Origin of the sequence: Neobacillus drentensis, assembly GCF_036962125.1 — a bacterium.
Lineage (GTDB): Bacteria > Bacillota > Bacilli > Bacillales > Cytobacillaceae > Neobacillus > Neobacillus drentensis_B.
Map to the genome: position 1 here is coordinate 25,103 of NZ_JBALOA010000003.1, position 23,946 is coordinate 49,048.

The following is a 23,946-nucleotide window of genomic DNA, read 5'->3' on the forward strand; positions in this document are numbered from 1 at the left end:
ATGCTAAACGTTCAAGAAGTTTCCGGTGGATACTCAAGTGAAGCTGTTCTAAAAGACATTTCCTTTAACGTAGAAAAGGGAGAATTATTCGGGATTCTAGGACCAAATGGAAGTGGAAAAACGACTCTATTGAAAATGATTAGCGGAATTTTACCAATCCATCAAGGTGAGGTTCTAATCGATGGTAAACGACTCCAGGATTACAAGGCAAAGCAGCTGGCCCAGGTAATTGCTGTCCTCTCACAGCATTCGACACAAACCTTCTCCTACACGGTTAAAGAAACTATCTCACTCGGGCGTTATGCCCATCAAAGGGGATTGTTTCAATCCTGGAGTATTGCCGATGAAGTGGTTGTCCAAACAGTAATGAAACAAATTGGCGTGGACAGATTCCAACATAAAAATATTCAGGAGTTATCAGGCGGTGAACAACAACGTGTCTTTCTCGCCCAGGCATTAGCCCAAGAGCCTGAAATTCTTCTTTTAGATGAACCCACAAATCATTTAGATTTATCATATCAAAAAGAATTGTTGGATTTCTTAAAACAATGGACTTCAGAAAAAGGATTAACTGTCATCTCGATTTTTCACGATTTAAACCTTGCGGGGCTTTATTGTGATCGGCTGCTTCTCCTTGAAAATGGACGGATTAATATTGATCATATTCCAAATGAAGTGCTTCGAGAAGAAAGAATTAGAGACGTATATCAAACAGACATTCAAAAACACCCACATCCAAAAGTCGCTGCGCCGCAGATGGTTTTACTGCCAAAAGTGAAAAGCGAAGCGGTCGATTTTCATCTAGAAGAGTCCAGTTTGCACATTTCAGAAGAATATATTGAGCTAACATCCAAATTACCATTAAGGACCATGTCCTCTGGAGTAATTGGTTCTGGTACTGGCTGGCATCAGACTTTTGTCAATCGACATGTTGATAAGAATTACAACTGTAATGATCATCGTTCCGAAATGGCCTCATTTTTAACTTCAAAAGGGTTTGAACCGTCGGAAACGGTTGGTATGATGACAGCAGTAATCTTGGAAGATGTCGTTTACAAAGAATATAGCGGTGATGGCTTCTCCATATTTGTTGTCGTAACAGCAGGGGTTGGAAATGCGATTGATGCTTCGAAAAGTGAAATACATTCATTTGAAATGGTTCCGGGAACTATTAATACTTGGATTTTTGTTAATGGGGAGTTAACAGAGGAAGCGTTTATCCAAAGTATCATGACCGCAACGGAGGCAAAGGTAAAGGCATTAAATGATCTCAAAGTAATCGACGAAGTAACTGGAACGATTGCTACCGGAACCTCGACCGATAGTATTTTAATTGCTGCTACACAAATGGGCGAGTTGCTAGAATTTGCAGGAACGATTACTCCGTTAGGAAAGCTCATCAGCAAAGCTGTTTATCAATGCACGACAGAAGCGATTCAAAAATCAAGCAAAAGGAAACGAACATGTTAGTCTATCATCTAGCCGCAATAACCATTGCTTATATTATCGATATGTTTATTGGCGATCCACCTCACTGGCCTCATCCTGTAAAATGGATTGGTACAATGATTTCATTTTTTGAAAAACGATTAAATAAGGGCAAGTTTAAAAAATGGAAAGGAGTGGGAATGCTCCTTTTTATTTTACTCTTTGTTTATTTCATTACCTTGGCTCTTATTTTAACTGGATATGGGGTCCACACATTTGTTGGGATTTTAGTAGAAGGTATTATTATTTCGACAACAATTGCTCATAAAAGCTTAAAGGGTGCGTCGCTAGAAGTCTATCAGCCATTAATTAAAGGGGACCTTGCGGAAGCGAGGAAAAAACTATCCTATATTGTTGGCCGTGATACGGAAAGCCTTGATGAAAGTGAAATTGCACGGGGGGCGATTGAAACGGTGGCTGAAAATACCAGTGATGGGGTGACCGCCCCAATGTTTTGGGCGCTCATTGGCGGGGCCCCACTGGCAATGATTTATCGAGCTGCTAATACCTGTGATTCGATGGTCGGCCACATGAATGATAGATATAAAGAGTTTGGCTGGGCGTCTGCAAGGTGGGATGATGTAATGAATTGGATTCCCAGTCGTTTAACTGGCATGACCATGCTGATTGGAAAACGGCCAGAAAAGACAGGTTTTTGGCATGCTTGGATAGTTTTGTTCCGTGATGCGAAAAAGCATCCAAGTCCAAACAGCGGCTGGGGAGAGGCGGCTGTTGCAGCCATTTTAGGAATCCAGTTAGGCGGTATCAACTATTACAAAGGGATTCGTTCGAACCGCGCAAAAATGGGGGATCCGATTCAAAAGATCCAAGCATTGCATATCCTTGGAGCCAACTCTATTCTTAGCCGAACCGTTTTTCTGTTTTTACTACTATTATGGATGGGGGGAATATTTCTTGAAATGGCCGTCACATGGATCGAATCCTCAATATTTATATAATGCAATGGGGTTACCGCTTCCAGAGGAGTTTATCGATTTTAGCGCAAATATTAATCCACTAGGTCCACCAACTGCACTGAAGGAAAAGTGGGTAGATTTTTTTCGAGAAATTCAAGTGTACCCGGATCCGTTTGCCACAAAGCTTACGGACATGATTTCAAAAGCAGAACAGACCAAAAGTGATTCTATCCTAATTGGCAATGGCGGAGCAGAACTAATTACACTGCTGGGACGAATGCTTGCTGGTAAAAGAGTACTCATCGTCGAGCCGACTTTTTCAGAATATGAAGAAGTATGTCGGGCCAATCAATGTGAAATTGTCTATCATCAATTAATGGAGCCGGACTTTACATTGAATTTAACCGATTTATGCTCTAGTCTAGTAGCTGTGGATGCTTTGTTTTTGTGTAACCCTAATAACCCAACCGGAATTCACTATCCCCCTTCAACGATAATCTCAATAGTAGAAGAGTGTGAAAAACGAGATTGTCTCGTCATCTTAGATGAAGCTTTTTTTGATTTTTTAATCGAATATGAATCATTTGTTCCATACATAAACAGGTTTTCAAATTTAATCATTATACGTTCGTTGACAAAAATGTTTGCGATACCAGGAATTCGCTTGGGGTATTTAGTCGCTCGACCAGATATAATCTCAAACCTGAGCAAGCAGAAATCCCATTGGAGCACCAATACCATTGCGTTATTAGCAGGAGAACGTTGTCTTCAAAATGGAGCTTTTATTAAAGAGACACAGGGATTTATTGGTCGTGAGCGTAAGAGGCTTTTTGCTTTTTTTCATCAAAATAACTATCTTGCTTCGTCATCGGATGTGAATTTTTACTTACTACAGGATCCGCTATTACAGGATCAGTTCTCATTATTTGAATTTCTTCTCCATCAGGGCATCATCCCACGCCATACTTTTAATTTCCCAGGCTTGGAGGGAAGATGGCTGCGTTTTGCAATAAAAGGTCATGAAGAAAATAATCAATTAATGGAGGTGTTAACACATTGGCGGCATCAACACTCATCTTTATAACGGGTGGTGTAAGGAGCGGGAAGAGCAGCTTTGCGGAGAAGAAAGCAATCGAAGTGGCACGTAAAACTGGTGGCGGACTTAGCTATCTGGCAACGGGTGTTGCATCTGATTCAGAAATGAAGGAACGAATTGAAAAACACCAACGGGATCGCTTAACAGTGGCCAGTCAGTGGAAAACATATGAACAGTCCGTTCAAATAGGAAAGATAACGAATGAATTTAAAGGCGGGGAAGTGGTTTTACTAGATTGTCTCACCACACTATTAAATAATGAACTTTTTGCTTCTGAGCAAAACTGGGATGAACAATTTTTAAACACTGTTAAAGATACGATCCTCACCGGGATTACTACTATAAAGGAACGTGTGGGAACCATGATAATCGTGAGTAATGAGGTTTTAAATGAATCCTTACTTGGCAATGAGATGGTGTTTACATATGGGCGCTTACTAGGACAAATCCATCAGTACTTAGTCAAGGAGGCGGACCAAGTGTTTTTAGTGGAAGCAGGGATTCCAATCGTTATGAAGGGGGCTATCTCATGAAAGGACTCATGATTCAGGGGACAGCTTCGGATGTGGGCAAAAGTTTAATCGTAACAGCCCTGTGCCGTATCCTTTCCAACGAGGGGGTAAGGGTCACCCCGTTTAAATCGCAGAACATGTCCAATAACTCTTACGTAACAAAAGACGGAAAGGAGATTGGCAGAGCACAAGGAATTCAGGCTGAAGCTGCTAGAACAGAGCCATCGGTATGGATGAATCCGATTCTATTAAAGCCCCGTTCTGCACAAAACGCTGAAATTGTTTATCTAGGTAAAGCGATCGAGACCCTTTCAGGACGCGGGTATCGGGAACACTTTTATGAAAAGGGATTAGCGGTGATTAAGAAATCACTACAGCATCTTGGTGATGAATATGAGATATTGGTAATCGAGGGAGCAGGCAGCCCAGTTGAAATTAATTTAAAGGATCGCGAACTTGTTAATATGAAGGTGGCCGAATTGGCGGATATACCAGTTGTCCTGGTAGCTGATATTGATCGGGGCGGAGTGTTTGCAAGTATTGTCGGCACACTTGATTTACTGGAGCCTAACGAAAGGGAAAGAGTAGTCGGTGTGATAATAAATAAATTTCGCGGCGATCTCAGCTTATTTGAGGATGGAGTTCAGTGGCTCGAGGAGAAAACAGGTGTGCCTGTATTAGGTGTATTGCCGTTTGTGGAAAATCATATGATTGATGGCGAGGACTCATTATCGATCATGACTCAATTTGCCTATCCGAGAAAAGGGACACTTGATATTGCTGTCATCCACCTACCGTTTATTTCAAATTATAGTGACTTGGAACCCTTATTATATGAAGAAGATGTTACACTCCGCTGGGTCAAACATGCAAGCGAATTGGGACATCCGGATGCGATTATCATACCTGGTACAAAGAGTACCATCAGTGACATGCAAACTTTACGAGATAACCAGTTAGATATTTTAATCAAAAATCACGTGGCCAATGGCGGATTTATTGTAGGAATCTGTGGTGGGTATCAAATCCTCGGCGAAGAATTGATCGATAAAGAAGGTAGAGATATTAACATACCGAACTACATAGTTAAGGGGTTTGGATTGATCCCAGCGATAACTACTTTTTATCAAGAAAAGGAAACCAATCGAGTCATTGCTCAGTATCACCAAGCTACTGGATTGACTGCAACTCAACGGCTAGAGGGCTATGAAATTCATTTAGGAAAGACAACCTTCTCTAAAGGGGTTGTTCCATTTTTAACCTTAGCCAATGGGGAAGATGATGGGTATTTCGGAAATGACGGTCAAATCATTGGAACCTATCTTCACCATCTTTTTCATAATGATGAGTGGAGAAATCAATGGTTAAACATGATCCGGAAAAAGAAAGGTTTGCCAGTCCAAGGAATCCAATCTATCAGCGAATATAAAGATAAACGATTTGATATTTTAGCAAATGAGATGAAAAGCCACTTAAAATGGGATTTGATGAAAAAGCTCATCCAGCAATGGGGTTCAAAATGATAAAGTTCTGGAAAGGTTTTTTAATTGATATTCAATTTTTTACGGCTATCCCGATCAAATCAGAACTGCCAATGGATCAGGAACATCTTAAAAAGGCAGTGCAAGCATTCCCATTAGTAGGATTACTTCAAGGAATCATTTATTCAGCGTTCTTCTATCTTTGTCTAGAATTTTCTCCTTTTAGTCATCTAGCCTCTGCCTTCTTGCTTTGGCTGGCAACGATTCTCTTGACGGGAGGAATACATCTCGATGGCTGGATGGATGCGAGTGATGCTTATTTTTCCTATCAGGATCAAGGGAAAAGGCTGGAAATAATGAAGGATCCGCGAACGGGAGCATTTGGTGTTCTTTCCGTTCTTGTGTTATTAAGCTGTCGGTTTTTGTTCATTTATGAAAGTACAGCAAACGTCAAAAACTTAGTATTGATCCTAATCTTGTTGATCCCATTGTTGAGCAAAAGTGTCATGGGTGTGCTGTTGTTAACAGTGAAGTCAGCGAAGAATGAAGGACTGGGGACGCTTTTCCAGAGTGCGGCGAAACCAAAGGCTTTATGGCCGTATCCCCTTTATATAGTATGTATTCTTATTCTCGTCAGTTTTTTAAAAATAGAATTAATGATAATAGGAGTATTAATTCTTGTTGCATTTTGTTGTTTATTCCTTTTCCGTCGGAAAGCAGCGAAATGGTTTGGCGGTATTACCGGGGATGTTTTAGGTGCTGCGGTGGAAGGGACTGAGTTACTACTATGGATGACCGTTTGGTTATTGCATTATTTCGTCATGGTATAACCGAAGAAAATAAACGCAAAGCCTATTTAGGCTGGAACGATTCACCCTTATGTGCTGAAACTGCATCTTTGAAAATCCTAAAAAGGTACCAACGATACTATTCCAGTGATTTGCAAAGATGTATTGGTACAGTAGAACGATTATTTCCATCTATATGCCCTCGTTTATTAAAAGAATTACGAGAAATGAATTTTGGTAGATGGGAAGAGAAAACGTACGAAGACTTAAAAGATAATCGCCTCTATCGAAACTGGCTTACAGATCCTCTAAGTTATTGTCCGCCAGACGGGGAATTCTTTCATGAGTTCACAACTAGAGTGGATTCCGGCTGGGGAAAAATTACAGAAGAAATTCTCGCATCAACTCTTGAAAGCTGCGCAGTGGTTACCCACGGAGGGGTGATTCGCTATCTTTTATCAAGGTTTGCCCCACATGAAAAAGAATTTTGGGCATGGCCTGCAGGTCATAATCAAGGTTACGAACTTATTTTTGAGAGAGAATCGCTAAGGAGGGGTGAACGATGCATTTCATTATTGGAGGTGCCTTTAACGGCAAACGCGCATGGGTAAAGAATACCTACTTTGTTTACGACAATAAGCAGTGGGTCTCAGCATATGATAACCACCCGCTCCCGATAAATTTATTCGATTTCGGTCAGGATGTGGTAATCCTTGAGGGAGTCGAACTATGGCTAAAAGAATTAACGACTAAATATGATGCCAGTAAGTGTCGGGAGATATGGGCAAAGTGTTTAGAGATTTGGCTTACTTGGGAACAAGCAGCGTCACATCACCAATTAATTGTGATTGGAACGGATATAACTAAAGGAATTGTGCCACTGGAAGTAGAAAATAGACTATGGCGGGATGTAACTGGATGGGCCTATCAAGATATCGCAACCAAATCAGCTAAAGTTGATGTTATATGGTATGGATTAAACCAAACTTTAAAGTAAAGGGGAATGGAAAGAATGAGAATTTACACTAGAACAGGTGACAAAGGAAAAACAAGCATCATTGGCGGAAGGGTAGACAAAGATGATACTCGCGTCGAAGCATACGGAACAGTAGACGAAGTTAATTGCTTTGTCGGCCAAGCTATTCAAGAGCTAGATCCTGAATTATTCAAGGACGTCCTAGCAGATCTTGAAAAAATTCAACATGAATTGTTTGATTGTGGCGGCGACCTTGCTAATGTGACGGAGAAGCGGGAATTAAAGCTTCAACAAGAATCAATTGATTATCTAGAAAAGAAAATAGATGAATACACAGATGAAGCCCCTGATTTAGAACGCTTTATTTTACCTGGCGGCACTAAGCCGTCGGCATCGATCCATATTGCAAGGACGGTAACTCGGAGGGCTGAAAGGTTAGTTGTTAAATTGGTGAAATCAGACCCTAAAACATCTGAACTAGCATTGATGTACCTTAACCGCCTTTCCGATTATTTCTTTGCACTGGCCCGAGTAATCAACTTCAGGCTGCGGGTAAGTGACGTAGAATATGTACGAAGTGCGAAGGTGTTTAGGGATGTGAAGCGTAGGGGAGACAAATAGCATGACAGGAAAATGGGTGAGCGGACTCTCCATGTTAACGGCCTTGTCTGTTGTTGGAGCGATGATAAAGATTCCGGCGATTGTTGGGAGTGTTGCTTTGGATGTATTCCCCGCACTATTGGCAGCAGTTCTGTTTGGTGCAGGAGCAGGGGCGTTAGTAGGGGCATTTGGTCATCTCTTATCGGCATTAATAGGCGGTTTCCCGCTTGGCCCGATGCACTTTTTAATTGCGATCGAAATGGCCGTGCTTGTTTGGCTTTTTGGACGTCTCTATAAAAAAAATAAAATAGTAACAAGTGTGGTTTTCATCATTGGAAACGCATTTGTTGCACCGTTACCTTTTATTTATTTAATGAATTTAGGATTTTATTTAGGGATTGTTCCTTCACTGCTGGTTGGTTCAATCATCAATACGGTCATCGCACTGGTCGCAATTCCACGGCTATCTTCCCTCGTGAAGCATGGGTTGCCTAATCGGGATGTAAAACAATGAGGGATATCGTTACCATTCCATTTAACAGTGAGGAATCTCTCATTATTGCATGTGATAATAGTGGAGGCATTGGGATGAAGGAGCAAGACCATGTGCATGTTCCCTACGAAATGGTCGCTTATTATGCCTTTAGGGTTGCCGTTATGGAATGTATCGCAGCAGGAGGAGAACCGATTTCAGTCGTGCTCCATAATTTTTGCGGTAATGAACCATGGAATAAGCTTGTTAGTGGAATAGAAAAGGGACTGTCTGAACTAATGTTATCTGATGTAAGGATTACTGGAAGTACAGAAAGTAACTTTCAGCTGCTGCAGTCTGCCATAGGGGTAGTGGTCTTGGGAAAGAAATCATATGCTAAGATAACTGATTTTGCTTTAGCTAATCACTTGAATTTGGCTGTTATTGGATTGCCGCTAGTTGGCAACGAAGTGATTGAACTTAAAGACCAGATTGCTCCGCTATCTATTTTTCAAAAGGTGAGTTTGATTAAGGGTGCAATGCTGTGGCCGGTTGGTTCTAGAGGGATATTGTATGAACTCAATCAAATGTTCCCAAATGAAAAGATAACACAAGAAAGGGTGGTCACTACCGTTGATATAATGAAATCAGCTGGCCCATCCACCTGTTTCATGGTGTATTTTCAACCTGATCAGGAAGAAATCCTCCGAAAAATCACAGGAGACTTGTTCCATAACGTAGAAATAAAAAAATAGCACCGTCATGGTGCTATTTTTTATTACTGCTGAATTCTTTCAATGAGAGAATTAACTCCTTTACCAACCTTATATAAAACTTGATCCAATTTTTCTTTCCAACCTGGAGCATTTTCTTTGATCGTTTGACTGATTTTCTGAGCATTTTCATTTAATTCCTTGCTTATTTTCTTTGCCTGTTCATTTATACTGACCTTTGATGTGCTTTTACCTGCGAGTTGATCATTGATCGAAACAACCTCAAAACGCTCTTTAGGAAGATGTTGAACGGATTTTTTCATAATCTCCTTAAATATGGGCACCACATTAGCTGAACTCGGACTTGGCAGGTAATGTTCGCGGTCGGTCTGGTCGAACCCTATCCAGATGGCGCCAACTAGATTTGGGGTATACCCCACCATCCATTGGTCCTTCGTCCCACTGATATCATTATAGGGAAGTTGGGTGGATCCAGTTTTTCCAGCTATTTGGAGATTAGGAATTCGAGCGCGCCTTGCAGTTCCTGTTTCTACTACATTTAAGAGCATCGATGTCATCTCATCTGTGACTTCTTCGGACGTTACTTTTGTGGTTTTTGCTTCATGTTCAGCAATTACATTTTCAGTTGGTCCAACAATTTTCGTAATCAAGTGGCTATCTTGACGCTTTCCGCCATTAGGAAAAGTGGAAAAGGCATTAGCCATTTGAAGTGGGGAGACCCCATTACTCATCCCGCCTAAGGCAATTGCGAGGTTTTTATCTTCTTTTTCGACGGGAATTCCAAACCTCTTTAAAGAATCTATCCCCTTATTTAAGCCAATCTCATTGAGGAGCCATACAGCAGGGATATTCAGCGACTTCTCAAGTGCCTTGTAAAATTCAACTTTGCCCTGATAGGTTTTTGAGAAATTTTCTGGCTTGTAATTTCCAAAGGTGATTGATTTATCCACCAGCTCGGATGAGTATTTGTAACCTTCTTCAAGGGCAGGTGTATAAACGGCTAGTGGCTTAATTGAGGATCCTGGTTGTGCTCGTAATTGGGTTGCACGGTTAAAGCCTCGGAATACATGCTCACCACGGCCGCCAACAAGTGCACTTACTCCGCCGGTTGCAGGATCCATTAAAACAGAGCCGCTTTGAACAAGTTTTCCTCCTCGACTGCGCGGAAACAGGTAGTCTTCACTGTACACCTTCTCAAGCTCAGACTGAAGATTTTGATCCATTTCCGTGTAAATACGGTAACCCCGGGTAAGAATTTCCTCTTGTGTTAAGCCATATTTATTAATTGCTTCATTTAGAACAGCATCAACATAATAAGGGTATTTTCGTTCAACCGAGCTGCCGCCGCCATCATGGAGGCGAATCTTTTCTTTTTTCGCTTGATTATATTGTGAACTAGTAATCATCCCCAGTTCCTTCATTTTGCTTAGTACCGTGTTTCGTCTTTTCATCGCTAAATCATAGTTATTATAAGGGTTAAGATAATTCGGTGAATGCAGCAAACCAGCAAGCATCGCAGCCTCACTGATCGTTACATCTTGGATATCTTTATCAAAATATTTTTTAGAAGCGTTGCTGATTCCCCAAGACCCGCTCCCAAAATAAACCTGGTTAAGGTACATTTGCAATATCTCGTTCTTGGAATATACCTTTTCGATTTTTACAGCTAAAAAGAGTTCCTCAGCTTTTCGCTTATAGGTACGTTCCGGAGAAAGAAGGGCATTCTTAGTTAACTGCTGGGTTAATGTACTCCCGCCGCCTGTGATTCTGCCGGCAAACAAGTTGCTGAAAAAGGCACGGGCAATCCCTTTTATATCAAAGCCGCCATGTTTATAAAATCGTTCATCTTCGATCGCGACTACGGCATTTGGGACATACTTAGGTAAATCCTCGATATTTATTCCTTTCGTCCGATTGGTGGCGACATTACTTGCAATTTTTCCCTTTTTATCATAAATAACTGTCGGCTGACTAAGGCCTTGTTTCAGTGATTCTACATTTGCTCTCAAGGCGATCCAGCCAAAATAAAGGATGGTGATTAAAACAACTACAAGAATTAGCAGTAATAATATTTGCGTTAAATGCCTCTTTTTCCAGAAATGAATAATCTTTTCTCGAAATGGATGTATTTTCTCCATGTGATCTCCTTACTTTCAAAAAGTAATTTTCAATTCCTCTATTATAAATTTTATCAAATAAAAAGACTAGTAATAGCATTTAGTTAGTAAAAATCCCCCATGTAACCTATTTCATTTTATACCGTCTAACAGATTGTTAAAAATTATACAAATTCATTGTAGGGGTTAGTTGAGAATGCTTCGTCTATTATAGTGAAGTGAGGGAGAAACAGGAGGAAAATATGATTACATTAAAAAATTTAAGCCATGATTTTGTCATTGGCAAAAAAGGACGTCAAACAATTATTCCAGTCTTGAGAGATATTTCTTTAACAGTCGAAAAAGGGGAAATTGTGACGATAGTGGGCAGAAGTGGTTCTGGGAAATCGACGCTTCTTAATTTAGTCAGTGGTTTCATACATCCTAAAGAGGGCGAGATTTGGATTAGCGAAGAAAAAGTATCAGAACTTAATGAAGCAAGATTTGCAGATTTCCGAATCAACCATCTAGGATTTATCTTTCAAAGCTTTCAATTGATTCCGAGCATGACGGCTTTTCAAAATGTGGAATTGCCTTTGATATTAAAAGGAATTAACGAAAAGATACGAAAAAGTCAAACTGAGGCAATGCTGCAAAAAGTAGGATTACTAGATTACCAGGATCATTATCCAGGAGAACTGTCAGGGGGACAGCAGCAGCGAGTAAGTATTGCCAGAGCCTTAATTGTTAATCCGCCAATAATACTGGCAGATGAGCCAACGGGAAGTCTGGATAGTGAAACAGAAAAAGAATTATTGCAATTTATTCAGGAATTAAACCGAGATTTAGGGATTACGTTTTTAATTATCACCCATGATGACAAAGTGGCCGAAATCGGCAATCGTAAAATAGAGTTGAAAGATGGCCGCATTGTCGAGGGGGTGCTCACATGAAACTAAAGGATCAATTCCGCTTCGTCCGCCAGAATATGAAGAAGAATAGAACGAGAGTATTTATGACAATTCTTGCAACTGCGATGGGTTGTGCCTTTCTAATTGTGCTCGCTTCAGTAGGGTTTGGCTTACAGAAATCAGTGGTAAAGGAAATCACCGAACGGAGGGTTATTACCCAAATTGATGTCCATGGGAAAGAAACAAAAGAGCAAGGTGTCTATCGGGCGTTAAATGACAAAGATGTGCACTTGTTTGAAACAATTGACGATGTGAAAGCAGTGACAAGAAGGAAAATGTTACAGCAGGAAGGAACGTTTTCGATTGGAAACTATCAGGAGGGGGCGCCGACCTTTGTAGCAAATTTCCCGGCAGAAATAAAAGCTGGTTTCGAATTATCGAAGGGCCGTTTTCCAAAGGAGAAGAATGAAGTGGCCGTGGGCTATAATTTCCTTATGAATCTAGCGGACAAGGATGCTGGCGATGACAGGTATGATGAAAAAGGTCAGGTTAAAGCTGAGTATCTCTATAAAGATGAATTACTTGGTAAGGAAATTAATTTAACGGTCCATCAGTTTAAGGACGGAAAACAAATAGAAAAAACGATCCCATTAAAAGTGGTGGGAATCTCTAAAAAGCCAACAAAAGAATGGGCTCAAGATAGCAGTGTCTTTATATCAGATCAGATGTTAACGGATATAGAGGCGTTTACTGGGACTCCAAAGGGGTACATGTTGGACGTAAATATGAATAAAGTACCTGAAGATATTGAGCTCAATAAAAATGCTTATGATGATGTGAAAGTTTATGCAAAAAACATGGAATCAGTCCAAAGTATATCTGAACGGTTAAAAGAAGAGAAGTATGCAACGTATTCAGTTGTAAACGAATTAAAAGAGGTCAATATGGTGTTTATGATTGCAAAGGCAGGTCTCATTTTCATCGGGACAATCGCTATTCTGATTGCATCTATCGGTATTTATAATACGATGACCATGGCGGTGACTGAGCGGGCTCCAGATATTGGAATTATGAAAGCAATTGGTGCGAGCCCGAATACAATTAAACGAATCTTTTTACTTGAAAGCAGTTATATTGGCTTAATCGGTGCATTCATTGGTACAGTCGTATCCTATGGGATTAGTTATGCGGTAAATTTTGCGATTCCATTAATAATCAAACAAGCGTTTGGCCAAGAAACAGACTTAAACCTGGTATTTAGTGATATTCCGCTGGTATTGCCGATTATCTGCGTGCTGATTTGTTACGGGGTTACGATTATTTCAGGATTGCGTCCGGCACAACGGGCAACTAAAGTTGATGTCTTAAAAGCAATGCGAAGAGAAGTGTAGAACGGTAAAAATTAAACCCATGATATTGGCGGACAACCATTTCCTCGTCCATGCATATGTTAATAGAAAGATTGTTTAACATAAGGGAAGGGATGAGGAAAATGATTAACTGGAAAGTACGGTTTAGGAACCGGAATTGGGTAATTGCGTTTTTATCACAAATTATGATTGTCGCTCAAGTCTTGATAGCTGGATTAAATTCGTTAGGTCTGATTGATTTTCAATTAACCGATGCAATCCAAAATAATATCTTAACGATCGCTAATGCTGTTTTTGTTTTGTTGTCGATGTTAGGTATCGTTCAGGATCCAACTACAAAGGGCTACAGGGACAGTGAACGAGCTTTAAAATATAAAGACCCAAATTAAATTACCAAAGCCAGTTCAAATGGAACTGGCTTTTTTTAAAACAATGAGAAAATTCTTTACATTAGCTACATAAATTTGTTTTACTAGAAATTGACCAAAAATATTATGAGAGGCAGTACATATATGGCAAAAATAAAAAACTATATTGGGCAATTCCACCCAATCGTGTGGGTTTTGTTAATAGGAACCGTTTTATCAAGAGGCGCGGCTTTTATGACCCTTCCGTTCCTATCAATCTACCTATCAAGACATATGGATCTTTCTCCAATTGTCATAGGATTAACGGTTGGGATGAGTCCACTAATGGGCACAGTTGGAGGCTTTATTGGCGGTCATTTATCGGACCGGTTTGGACGGAAGCCAGTCATGCTCATCTCTTTGTTTACGGTAGCATTGGTTTATTACGGGTTTACTGTTGCTTCTAGTCCCGGATGGTTTGTGCTGTTAAACGCATTAAATGGGCTGTCAAATTCCTTTTTTGAACCAACTGCCCAAGCCTTGATGGCCGATCTAACAGATAAGGAAAAGCGAATGAAGGTCTACTCTTTACGCTATACCGCGATGAACATTGGTGCCTCAGTCGGTCCGCTTGTTGGTGCCTATTTAGCGAGTACATCGGCAAAATTATCGTTCGCTATTACAGGAACGACCTATTTAAGCTATGCGATTGTGCTCGTGATTCTACTAAATAAATTTATTGTACATCATACAGGACAAAGCAAGAAGGTTGTCTCCTTTAGTAATGCGTTTAGTATAATCAAATCAGATAAAGCATTAAGGTATTTAATTATTGGAATTATTTTAGTAAACATGGGCTATGTACAAATTGACTCTAATTTACCGCAAATATTAGAAGGATCCCTTGAAAATGGGATTCAAATTTTTTCGACGCTGATCACGATTAATGCTGTTATGGTTGTATTCCTGCAAATGCCGATTAGCCATATTGCTGAAAAATTTCGGCTAATGCAGGTCATGGTGGTTGGTGCGATTTTTATGGCAGCTGGATTGGTCGTGTTTAGTTTTGTAACCGGCTGGACAGTGGCTATTTCGGCGATTGTCTTATTAACAATCGGTGAAATCTTAATTTTTCCTTCCAATAACATGATGATTGATCGGCTTGCCCCCGAACATTTGCGTGGAACCTATTTCGGTGCAGCTCAATTCCGTAAGATTGGGAACTTTCTCGGGCCAATATTTGGGGGGTATCTTCTCAGTCAATTTCAGGGCCAAATTATGTTTTGGATTCTTGCCATCACAACGATAGGGAGTGTAATCTTCTTTTCAGCGGGAAATAAATCCTTTATGAAAGAAATAACACCTAATCGTCAAGAAACAATAAGGACTTGATAGATAAAAAATGCCTCTGGAGTTAAAATCCAGAGGTATTTATTTAGACCATAAAAACCCACATTATTTACCTATTTATCCACAATTCAGTGAGTTTTTGGTAAAATAAAAATATACAGATATTGTAATTAGAAAAATTGGCGTGCTTTGAGGTGTGCTTCTAAAAAGGTGTTATGAATCGGATGAATTAGCTTCTTTGAAAAGGGGTCCTTAAAATGTGGTTTTGGATATTTTTAATCCTTTTATTTATTGGTGTTGAGGAAACCATCTATTATGCTTGGAACCGATATGTTTATGGTCCAAATTTTGAAGGAAAGCGGAAATGGTGGAATGGATTAAAAGTTGGGCTAGTTTGGTTAAAACAATTGTTCCACAAAAGAGATAAAAATAGTTCGCATTCAAATTCAGATAAGGGCACTCCATTATAAGGGATGCACTTATCTTTTTTTTGGTCAGAACCATGTTAAAAGGTTAGTTAGAGGGATTTTCCTTCTTTCTCTTTTTTAGATAACCTGCAAGGGAATCGATCAAGTAAAAAACGATAAATAATATTATGATAATATATTCTGCTGGTTCCATTACTCGAAAAGGGTTTATAGCCTTCCAAAAAATCCCTTTATAACTTATTCCCATTATGAGATCTAATGAAATAATTAAGGCGGATATCGTAGCAGCCAATGTTGCTGTTATAAATATTGTTTTCAACTAAAGCACACCCTTAGGAATTGATCATTTTAATATATTGTTCTTTACTATCTTGTTCCTTATACCGACCAACTACAGCTAAAAAATGATAGTAAAAAACCGCCTTTGATGGGATAAAGTGGTACCCTTTGGGCAATCTATCCAGTATTGGGAATAAAGTGACCAAATAAATCTTAGTGAGGCGGGTATTGTGTCGATTTTGTCTAAAATGCTCAAAAATAAACAAAAAAAGCGTCAGGACGATAATTATAGGCAAAAGCAAGATCCGCAAAAACCAGAGGACTTGCCTATTTTAAGAGATTATCAAGAGAATATTTCTCATTTAAAAGAGGAAGTTGGTAATAGTTCAGATATTAATATTCGCGAGTTTAAGCTTGGATCACATAAAGGAGCACTTGTTTATGTAGACGGATTAGCTAGTTCAATCGCAATAGCAGACTATATATTAGAAACAGTAATGGAATCAAATGTCCCTGATGAACCAGTCGATATATTTCAATTTATGCTTGATAAAACAATGGCACTTGGAAGTGTCAAAACCATTACTAATTGGAATCAAGTTTATGATGCCCTGTTTTCTGGTGATACCGTCATATTCTTACAGGGATGTAATAAAGCTATTAGCGGCGAAACAAAAGGATGGGATAAGCGCGCGATTACGGAGCCGACTACACAATTATCCATTCGCGGTCCAAAAGATTCGTTCACAGAAACACTCCGAACGAATACGGCATTAGTTCGCCGCAGGATAAAAAGTCCGAATTTACGGGTGGATTCTATAAAACTTGGTGCCGTTTCACAAACTGATATTGCCATCTTGTATATAAAGGGAATTGCCAATGACAAAATTGTTGCTGAGGTCAAAGAAAGACTGAATCGAATCGATATCGATTCGATCATTGGTTCTGGTTATATAGAACAGTTGATTGAAGACCAAACGTGGACAACATTTCCAACCACCTACCATTGTGAAAGGCCAGATGTCGTGACATCCCATTTACTGGAAGGTCGAGTTGCGATAGTAGTGGATGGGACACCATTTGTGGTTACGGTTCCCGCGATTTTTATTCAATTCTTCCAGGCAGCGGATGATTACTATTCACGATTTGACATTTCAACAGGAGTTCGGCTATTAAGAATTATCGCTTTCCTTATCGCAGTTATCGGCCCTTCTGTTTATATTGCTGCGACCACTTTTCACCAAGAAATGATTCCAACGACGATGGCCATTGCTATTGCCGCACAACGTGAGAATGTTCCCTTTCCAGCATTTGTTGAAGCATTAATCATGGAGGTAACATTCGAAATCTTAAGGGAAGCGGGGCTTAGACTTCCAAGGGCTGTTGGTCAGGCTGTATCGATTGTCGGTGCCCTCGTTATTGGGCAGGCAGCAGTGCAAGCGGGTCTTGTCTCTCCTGTAATGGTTATTGTTGTATCAATTACAGCCATCGCAAATTTTTCGACACCTGTTTTTGCGATGGCCATTGCGGCCAGATTACTTCGTTTTGCACTGATGGGATTAGCAACAATATTGGGCTTTTTTGGAATCATGTTGGGACTTATGTTCATTTCCATACATTTATGTTCACTACGGTCATTTGGAATTCCGTACATGATGCCGTTAGCCCCTTTCAATCTAAAAGAACAACAAGATGCATTTGTTCGCTTTCCAATGTGGGCTATGAAAAGTAGACCAATGTTTATAAGTAAAGGCAACATGGTGAGGACTGGAGAACATCAAAAGCCAGGGCCGCCTAAACAATCAGAAAATCAATCTACGAATGGTGGAGAGGAATGAAAAAATGGCTAATTATTCTTTTGGCACTAACGATGACTGTCCCACTCCTAAGTGCCTGCTGGAATCAGAAAGAACTTACTGATTTGGCCTTCGTTTTGGCATTGGGTATTGATAAAGGTGAAGACGATATGTATCATGTCTCGTTTCAAATTGTTAATCCTGGAAACGTTTCGACTGGTCAAGGTGGAGGGGGAGGCCAAGGGCTTCCGATAGCTGTTTATAAAAGCACAGGTAGAACGATAACGGAAGCAGCCAGAAATGCAACAAAAAAGGTCTCACGCCGTTTATATTATGCACACACTAATTTAGTAGTGGTCAGCGAGGAAGTGGCGAAAGAGAAAAATTCTTTGCTCCATATAATGGATGGCTTAGATAGAGACCCTGAATTTAGAACAACAACAGAGCTAGTAATTGCTAGAGATTCGACTGCAGAGGAATTGGTAACAACTCTGACAATTCTCGATAAGCTTCCTGTCATGAAAATTACCAAAGAGATCAAAGCAACGGAAGCGATGCTGGGGGAAAATATGTCTGTTACTATTGATGACTTCATGAATGGAATCATTAGCACTGGAAAAGAACCGATTGTTAATGGATACAGATTAGTAGGTATCAAGGAAAAAGCCAGGCTAGCAGAAAACTTGCAAACGACGACGACTGACGCATTTCTCGCCGCAGATGGCCTAGCTGTCATAAAAGACGGTGAATTAATTGATTGGATTGAAAGTAATAAGGCACGCGGAGTGATCTGGGTTTTAGATAAGGCTAAGAGTACCGATATTACAATAAGCTGGAATGGAAAGAAAAATGGATTAAGCATGGTTCCGATTCGATCAAAGACAAAGGTTGCAACCGCATTTAAAAATGGGAAACCAATCATAAATATATCAATTGAAAATGAAGGCTGGATTAGCGAAGCGAATACTGCCATTGATTTGACAGATCCAAAAATTATGGAAAAAATTCAAAAGTTAGTTGAACGAAAGATTGAAAAGGAAGTCCTTTCTTCAGTAAAAGAAGCCCAAAAGCTTAGATGTGATATTTTTGGGTTTGGTGAAAATGTTCATAAAACTAATCCTAAACTATGGAAGAAACTTGAAAGTAATTGGAACGATTATTTTGCAGACCTAGAAGTAAATGTTAAAGTAGATTCTTACGCCCGGCGCGAAGGGGTTCGGACCAAGCCATTTTGGTCAGTCCTAAAATTTAAATAAATTACCTCTATATTGGAGGGGAATTATAATTGGAAAAGGTAAAAATAAGTGGCTACCAATTGTTCGTGCTGGTTGTTTTATTTGAAATGGGGAGTGCCATTCTTCTTGGTCTGGGATCAGAGGTGAAACAGGACGCTTGGATAGCCATTTTATTAGGTTTATTTGGCGGTATCATTGTCTTTTTTATTTATTACCAATTATATAAGTACTATCCAGACCTTCCCTTAACCAGTTACCTTCAAAAAATAGTCGGAAAATGGGTTGGAAGGTTACTTGGATTATTATATATTGTCTATTTTATGTATGTTGCAGCAAGGGTATTGCGTGATTTTGGTGAGTTATTAACAACAACTATTTATAATAGTACTCCGTTATTTATTATTAATACCTTGATGATCGTTACGATAATTTATGGAGTCCATAAGGGATTTGAAGTCTTAGCACGGGTTGGTGAACTTTATTTTATCATCATTTACCTAACAGCGATTTTAGGTATGCTATTAATCATCTTTTCAGGATTAATTCATTTGAGTAACCTAGCCCCAATCTTAGAGAATGGATTGAACCCTGTTATTAAAACTGGTTTAACTCAAATCATCACCTTTCCTTTTGGAGAAATGATTGTCATTACGATGGTGCTCCCCTTAATAAATGATAAAAAAAAGGCTAAATGGGTCTGTCTAAGCGGAATGGTCTTAGCAGGAATAAATATTACCATTACAGCGGTCGTAAATATTTCTGTGTTAGGGGTGGATCTTTATCATCGATCCCCTTTTCCCTTATTAACCACCATCGGGAGAATACAAATTGCCGATTTTATCGAACGGCTAGATGTATTATTTATGCTCTATTTAGTCATTGGCGGTTTCTTTAAAATTGCCATTTTTTATTATGCTGCGCTGGCAGGTGCTGTCGATGTCTTTCAAATGAAAAACCAAGGCAAACTTGTATTTCCAATTGGCATAATCGTATTATTTGCATCGATAACGATTGCATCTAATTTTGCGGAATTTATTAAAGAGGGGATTGCTGTGACGATTTATTTGTCTTGGCCTTTTCAAATTATCATCCCTTCGATTCTATTGACCATTGCTTATTTTCGTAATCGGAAGAAACAAACAAGTTCGCTTTAATCGTGTGGGCTTTTGATCGGTTTAGAAGGGGGGCTAGCGTACATGGAAAAGGCCAAAATAAGTGCAAGTCAACTGTTCGTGCTAATCGTTCTGTTTGAGATGGGTAGTGCCATCTTAGTGGGGATAGCATCTAATGCGAAACAAGATGCTTGGATAGCTGTGCTTTTGGGAATGGTTGGTGGAATAGGGATCTTCTATATTTATTACGGTTTATTTGTGTATTATCCAGAACTTCCTCTAACAAGTTATCTTCAGGAAATAACCGGAAAATGGATTGGAAAGTTTATTGGGTTATTTTATGTTGCCTATTTTATTTATATTGCAGCAAGGGTACTTCGGGATTTTGGAGAGTTATTGTCATCAACCATTTATAATAGTACTCCGTTATTTGTAATTAATACACTGATGATTATTACGATCATTTATGCGATTCATAAGGGTTTTGAAGTATTGGCCCGGGTGGGTGAACTATATTTTGGTATCGTCTACATGACGGCCATTTTAGGCATGCTGTTAATTACCTTTTCCGGTTTAATTCATTTAGATAATCTCAAACCAGTATTGGAGAATGGATTGAAACCTGTACTCCATACCTTTTTAGCGCAAACCATTAACTTTCCGTTTGGAGAGATGGTTGTCTTTACTATGCTGCTTCCGTTTTTAAATGATAAAACAAAGGCAAAAAAGGTCTATTTAGGCGGGATGATTTTAGCAGGGATTAATATTACCATTACAGTTGTTATAAATATTTCTGTTTTAGGGGCAGATCTTTTTCAACTTTCCACTTTCCCGCTATTAAACACCATCGGGAGAATTCAAATCGCTGATTTTATTGAGCGTCTAGATGTATTATTTATGCTCTATTTAATCATAGGCGGTTTTTTTAAGATATCAATTTACTATTATGCAGCTGTAGCTGGTGCAGCAGATATCTTCGGGGTTACAAACCAACGGAAGCTGGGGTTCCCAATCGGAATTATTGTATTATTTGCTTCAATCACGATTGCTACAAATTATGCGGAACATATTAAGGAGGGGCTTGTGGTTGTTCCAATCTACTTACATTGGCCTTTTCAAATTATCATCCCTTTGATGTTATTAATCATTGCCTTTTTTCGGAATAGGAAGAAAGCAAAAAGCCCGTCATCCTAGCACGGGCTTAAGCTCTTTTACCCTTGTCTTTGGTGAGACGTTGGATACGCTTGTTAATAATTTGTTGTACAGGCAAGGTTATCTGAACAGATGTCCCTTGATTTTTCAGACTATCGAAATGAATTGTCCCCTGATGTGATTGAACAATCTTAAAACTGACGGTTAAGCCTAGCCCAGTCCCTTTTTCTTTTGAGGAGTAAAACGGCTCGCCAATTTTCTCCAATCTTTCTTTTGAAATACCACAGCCATTATCTTTTATATTGATGAACACTTTATTTTCTTCTGCTTGTTCCAATTCAATTGAAACTAATCCACCTTTTTGTGAGGCTTCAATTGAATTTTTGATAATATTTATAAATAATTGCTTGAGTTGGTTTGGTTCGCACTCAATCATTATTTCATTTTCGGGAAATGAAGCTTCAATTTGAACATTATATAAGCTAGCCTCCGTATTTAGTAATGATATGACGTCGGTTAAAAGCTTTTGGAGTCCTGCATGTGTATATTTTAGGATTTGCGGTTTGGCTAATAACAAAAGTTCACCAACAATGTCATTTATTCGATTAAGTTCATCCAACATAATTTGATGATAGTATTGATGCTTCACATCGTCCATTTGTAATAGTTGGACAAAGCCTTTTAGCGAAGTAAGGGGATTCCTGATTTCATGGGCAACGCTTGCAGATAATTCACCAACAATTGATAATTTTTCTGTTCTTCGAAGTCGTTCTTCTGTTTCTCTTAATGTAGTAACATCACTGCCATAGCCAATAATCCCAGCAATGCTTCCATTAATAATAATTGGTAGAGAGGTACATTGTAATATAATCCGATTTCCATTTGCGTGTGGGAAGTTTATCTCATACATAACAGGTTTTATATCTTCCACCACAGTGGATATGAATTTTGGAAGATAGCGTCTATATCTTTTGGGTAATAATTGGTTTACATTTTTCCCTATTGCATCTTCCCGTCTAAAGCCTGTAATGACATCAAACTGTGGATTTAAATTAGTGATTATTCCGTTTATATCCATCATATAAACAATATCTGGACTATATTCAAATAAGGACTTGTATTGTTGCTGACTTTCTGCCAGTTTTAAAGCCATTTCCTTTTTTTCAGTAATATCCCGTCCGATGATAACTAATCCTTGTCGGCTGCCATCAGGATTAAATAACGGGACTTTAATTGTGTCAAATATTTTTGATGACCCATCAGGGACCGGAAGAACTTCTTCAATCCGGGTAATTTCCCGATTATTCCACGCTTCTTCATCAGAAATCTCACAATAGCGAAGGGCATCACCATAAAAGTCTGTATAATTAGCTAATTCAGAGTCCTTTTTGCCTCGATAGTCGACATTTTCAAGCTGAAACAACTGTAAACCAAATTCATTGGCTTCAATCCATCGACCTTCGCCATCTTTAAAATTAACAAAATCAACCATTGAGTTAATTAATGTCGATAAACGTTGTTGGTCCTCTTTAGAGACAGTTAACTCTTCTTTTTTATTCATAAAAAAATATAGGAAGCCTCCAGTAACCAATATATATAATATCTCTTTTGACCTTTCTACAAAGTTCATCAATGGTAATGGTATATATTGTTCGATTACATAATTCGATCCATATATCCAAATAATACTTGTAATAAAATAAATAAAGATTAACTTTTTTTTCTCCATGGAAATCTCCAGTTCTCTTCAAGGGTAATTAAATAAAAGAAGCATAGATTACTCCTTTAATCTATAGTACTAGAAAATCCATTATTTTGGAATAATACAATAGTGAAAATGGTAGAAACTCTTGATAAATTAGATCCTTTTCCCGAGAATAAGTAGATCTCTTTCTATGCCATCGAGTTCTGCGACATTCGGGAGATGGGCCCATGTATCAAAACCAAAGCTTTTAAAAAGCTTGATGCTAGGTTCATTATGACCAAAAATAAAACCTAACAAGGTTTTAATGTTTAAACTAGGGCAGGCATCTATCGCTTTTTGGATTAAATATTTACCCAGTTTCCTACCTCGAAAATCCGGATGAATGTAGATACTAATTTCTGCAGTTGCCTGATAGGCTGGGCGGCCATAAAATGATTGAAAACTAACCCAGGCGCAAATAACACCTTGATTTTCAATGACCCATAATGGACGAACAGTGGGTGAATGATCATGAAACCACTGGACGCGATGTTCGACAGTTATTGGTTCTAAATCCGCTGTAACCATCCGACTAGCAATGGTTGTATTATAAATGTCGACAATTATTGGTAAATCACTCATTTGGGCATCTCTAATATTAAACTCCTCAAACATCTTTACTCCACTCCTGTTATTTAATGTCTAATAGTTTTTATATTATCTTTTGGAGCTAACATTATCAATATTGTATAACGAATTATTTAGAAAACAGAAAAACCTTTTCCCGAAAGGCATATTCGAGAAAAGGTCTCTGTTAATGATAGTATTTGATTCCTATCATTACTCGTTTCTAGGCCAAAACCTTACCAACGGTGGGCCTTGGCATTGCTCCTTAGAATGATCTGGTTTTGTGACATCCTTGTTTGTCCGTTAACCTGTGCTTTGGTATGCTTCGCTCTCGTTGTACCATAATGAAATAGTTCAGAGTGCGGATCTAAATGATCTTTATAGCTCATCAAATCACCTCATCAAAGGATTTGAAACGAAGATATTCGAATGAATATCATCTTTATCATTTGTAAGATGGCAGGAAATTAGTCACCAAAAACAAAATTAATTAAC

Annotated in this window: 24 protein-coding genes; 20 read left to right on the forward strand and 4 right to left on the reverse strand. The window is 39.0% G+C overall.

Annotated elements, in window-relative coordinates; translation table 11 throughout:
• Genes V7121_RS02140 through V7121_RS02190 form a run of 11 tightly spaced genes read left to right on the forward strand, consistent with a single transcriptional unit; the run spans position 1 to position 9,085 of the window.
• Positions 1 to 1,470 (forward strand): adenosylcobinamide amidohydrolase, encoded by a 1,470-nt coding sequence (locus V7121_RS02140; RefSeq protein ID WP_335494948.1) that lies wholly within the window; start codon positions 1 to 3, stop codon positions 1,468 to 1,470.
• A complete protein-coding gene (gene cbiB, locus V7121_RS02145) occupies positions 1,464 to 2,447 on the forward strand; it encodes an adenosylcobinamide-phosphate synthase CbiB (RefSeq protein WP_335494946.1) in 984 nt (327 codons plus the stop codon). The genes V7121_RS02140 and cbiB overlap by 7 nt, the downstream gene beginning before the upstream one ends.
• On the forward strand, positions 2,404 to 3,489 hold the full coding sequence (gene cobD / locus V7121_RS02150) for a threonine-phosphate decarboxylase CobD (RefSeq protein WP_335545526.1): 1,086 nt from the start codon (positions 2,404 to 2,406) through the stop codon (positions 3,487 to 3,489). Before cbiB ends, cobD begins: the two co-directional genes overlap by 44 nt.
• A complete protein-coding gene (locus V7121_RS02155; protein WP_335545528.1) occupies positions 3,462 to 4,034 on the forward strand; it encodes a bifunctional adenosylcobinamide kinase/adenosylcobinamide-phosphate guanylyltransferase in 573 nt (190 codons plus the stop codon). Before cobD ends, V7121_RS02155 begins: the two co-directional genes overlap by 28 nt.
• Complete coding sequence (locus V7121_RS02160; protein ID WP_335545530.1) at positions 4,031 to 5,536, forward strand: cobyric acid synthase; 1,506 nt, start codon at positions 4,031 to 4,033, stop codon at positions 5,534 to 5,536. Before V7121_RS02155 ends, V7121_RS02160 begins: the two co-directional genes overlap by 4 nt.
• On the forward strand, positions 5,533 to 6,324 hold the full coding sequence (gene cobS, locus V7121_RS02165; protein ID WP_335494940.1) for an adenosylcobinamide-GDP ribazoletransferase: 792 nt from the start codon (positions 5,533 to 5,535) through the stop codon (positions 6,322 to 6,324). The genes V7121_RS02160 and cobS overlap by 4 nt, the downstream gene beginning before the upstream one ends.
• Entirely contained in the window at positions 6,294 to 6,893 is a 600-nt protein-coding gene (locus tag V7121_RS02170; protein ID WP_335545533.1) for a histidine phosphatase family protein, read from the forward strand. The genes cobS and V7121_RS02170 overlap by 31 nt, the downstream gene beginning before the upstream one ends.
• A complete protein-coding gene (locus V7121_RS02175) occupies positions 6,845 to 7,279 on the forward strand; it encodes a bifunctional adenosylcobinamide kinase/adenosylcobinamide-phosphate guanylyltransferase (RefSeq protein ID WP_335494938.1) in 435 nt (144 codons plus the stop codon). The genes V7121_RS02170 and V7121_RS02175 overlap by 49 nt, the downstream gene beginning before the upstream one ends.
• A 15-nt stretch (positions 7,280 to 7,294) precedes the next feature.
• Positions 7,295 to 7,879, forward strand: a complete 585-nt coding sequence (locus V7121_RS02180) for a cob(I)yrinic acid a,c-diamide adenosyltransferase (RefSeq protein ID WP_335494937.1) — start codon at positions 7,295 to 7,297, stop codon at positions 7,877 to 7,879.
• A 1-nt stretch (position 7,880) separates the two neighbouring features.
• The gene (locus V7121_RS02185; RefSeq protein ID WP_335545535.1) at positions 7,881 to 8,372 is read left to right on the forward strand and encodes an ECF transporter S component; all 492 of its coding nucleotides are present in this window, start codon (positions 7,881 to 7,883) and stop codon (positions 8,370 to 8,372) included.
• Complete coding sequence (locus V7121_RS02190; RefSeq protein WP_335545537.1) at positions 8,369 to 9,085, forward strand: ATP-binding protein; 717 nt, start codon at positions 8,369 to 8,371, stop codon at positions 9,083 to 9,085. The genes V7121_RS02185 and V7121_RS02190 overlap by 4 nt, the downstream gene beginning before the upstream one ends.
• 23 nt (positions 9,086 to 9,108) lie before the next feature.
• Here the strand turns inward: V7121_RS02190 and V7121_RS02195 are convergent, their stop codons facing one another.
• Positions 9,109 to 11,202, reverse strand: coding sequence for a transglycosylase domain-containing protein (locus tag V7121_RS02195; protein WP_335545539.1), 2,094 nt, complete (start codon positions 11,200 to 11,202; stop codon positions 9,109 to 9,111).
• A 221-nt stretch (positions 11,203 to 11,423) separates the two neighbouring features.
• Between V7121_RS02195 and V7121_RS02200 the strand changes: the two genes are divergently transcribed.
• From V7121_RS02200 to V7121_RS02240, 9 genes are all read left to right on the forward strand, one after another.
• On the forward strand, positions 11,424 to 12,113 hold the full coding sequence (locus tag V7121_RS02200) for an ABC transporter ATP-binding protein (RefSeq protein WP_335545541.1): 690 nt from the start codon (positions 11,424 to 11,426) through the stop codon (positions 12,111 to 12,113).
• A complete protein-coding gene (locus tag V7121_RS02205; RefSeq protein ID WP_335545543.1) occupies positions 12,110 to 13,462 on the forward strand; it encodes an ABC transporter permease in 1,353 nt (450 codons plus the stop codon). The genes V7121_RS02200 and V7121_RS02205 overlap by 4 nt, the downstream gene beginning before the upstream one ends.
• A gap of 101 nt (positions 13,463 to 13,563) precedes the next feature.
• Positions 13,564 to 13,830 carry a phage holin gene (locus V7121_RS02210; RefSeq protein ID WP_335494930.1) on the forward strand — a complete coding sequence of 89 codons (267 nt, stop codon included), beginning with the start codon at positions 13,564 to 13,566 and terminating at the stop codon, positions 13,828 to 13,830.
• 123 nt (positions 13,831 to 13,953) lie between these two features.
• Complete coding sequence (locus V7121_RS02215; RefSeq protein ID WP_335545545.1) at positions 13,954 to 15,180, forward strand: MDR family MFS transporter; 1,227 nt, start codon at positions 13,954 to 13,956, stop codon at positions 15,178 to 15,180.
• Between the two features lie 215 nt (positions 15,181 to 15,395).
• Positions 15,396 to 15,608 (forward strand): hypothetical protein, encoded by a 213-nt coding sequence (locus tag V7121_RS02220; protein WP_335494926.1) that lies wholly within the window; start codon positions 15,396 to 15,398, stop codon positions 15,606 to 15,608.
• 485 nt (positions 15,609 to 16,093) lie between these two features.
• Positions 16,094 to 17,683: a spore germination protein gene (locus V7121_RS02225; protein WP_335494924.1), complete on the forward strand. Its 1,590-nt coding sequence runs from the start codon at positions 16,094 to 16,096 to the stop codon at positions 17,681 to 17,683.
• Positions 17,680 to 18,897, forward strand: coding sequence for a Ger(x)C family spore germination protein (locus V7121_RS02230; RefSeq protein ID WP_335494923.1), 1,218 nt, complete (start codon positions 17,680 to 17,682; stop codon positions 18,895 to 18,897). The genes V7121_RS02225 and V7121_RS02230 overlap by 4 nt, the downstream gene beginning before the upstream one ends.
• A 29-nt stretch (positions 18,898 to 18,926) precedes the next feature.
• Positions 18,927 to 20,030 carry a GerAB/ArcD/ProY family transporter gene (locus tag V7121_RS02235; RefSeq protein WP_335545550.1) on the forward strand — a complete coding sequence of 368 codons (1,104 nt, stop codon included), beginning with the start codon at positions 18,927 to 18,929 and terminating at the stop codon, positions 20,028 to 20,030.
• Positions 20,031 to 20,072: 42 nt separating this feature from the next.
• Positions 20,073 to 21,182 (forward strand): GerAB/ArcD/ProY family transporter, encoded by a 1,110-nt coding sequence (locus V7121_RS02240; protein ID WP_335494920.1) that lies wholly within the window; start codon positions 20,073 to 20,075, stop codon positions 21,180 to 21,182.
• A 7-nt stretch (positions 21,183 to 21,189) separates the two neighbouring features.
• Here the strand turns inward: V7121_RS02240 and V7121_RS02245 are convergent, their stop codons facing one another.
• The 3 genes from V7121_RS02245 to V7121_RS02255 all read right to left on the reverse strand — a co-directional run bounded on the left by V7121_RS02245 (position 21,190) and on the right by V7121_RS02255 (position 23,840).
• Positions 21,190 to 22,869, reverse strand: a complete 1,680-nt coding sequence (locus V7121_RS02245) for a PAS domain S-box protein (RefSeq protein WP_335545552.1) — start codon at positions 22,867 to 22,869, stop codon at positions 21,190 to 21,192.
• A gap of 129 nt (positions 22,870 to 22,998) precedes the next feature.
• Positions 22,999 to 23,499 carry a GNAT family N-acetyltransferase gene (locus V7121_RS02250; RefSeq protein ID WP_335494917.1) on the reverse strand — a complete coding sequence of 167 codons (501 nt, stop codon included), beginning with the start codon at positions 23,497 to 23,499 and terminating at the stop codon, positions 22,999 to 23,001.
• A 188-nt stretch (positions 23,500 to 23,687) separates the two neighbouring features.
• Positions 23,688 to 23,840 (reverse strand): YpzG family protein, encoded by a 153-nt coding sequence (locus V7121_RS02255; RefSeq protein ID WP_335494915.1) that lies wholly within the window; start codon positions 23,838 to 23,840, stop codon positions 23,688 to 23,690.
• Between the last annotated feature and the right edge of the window lie 106 nt (positions 23,841 to 23,946).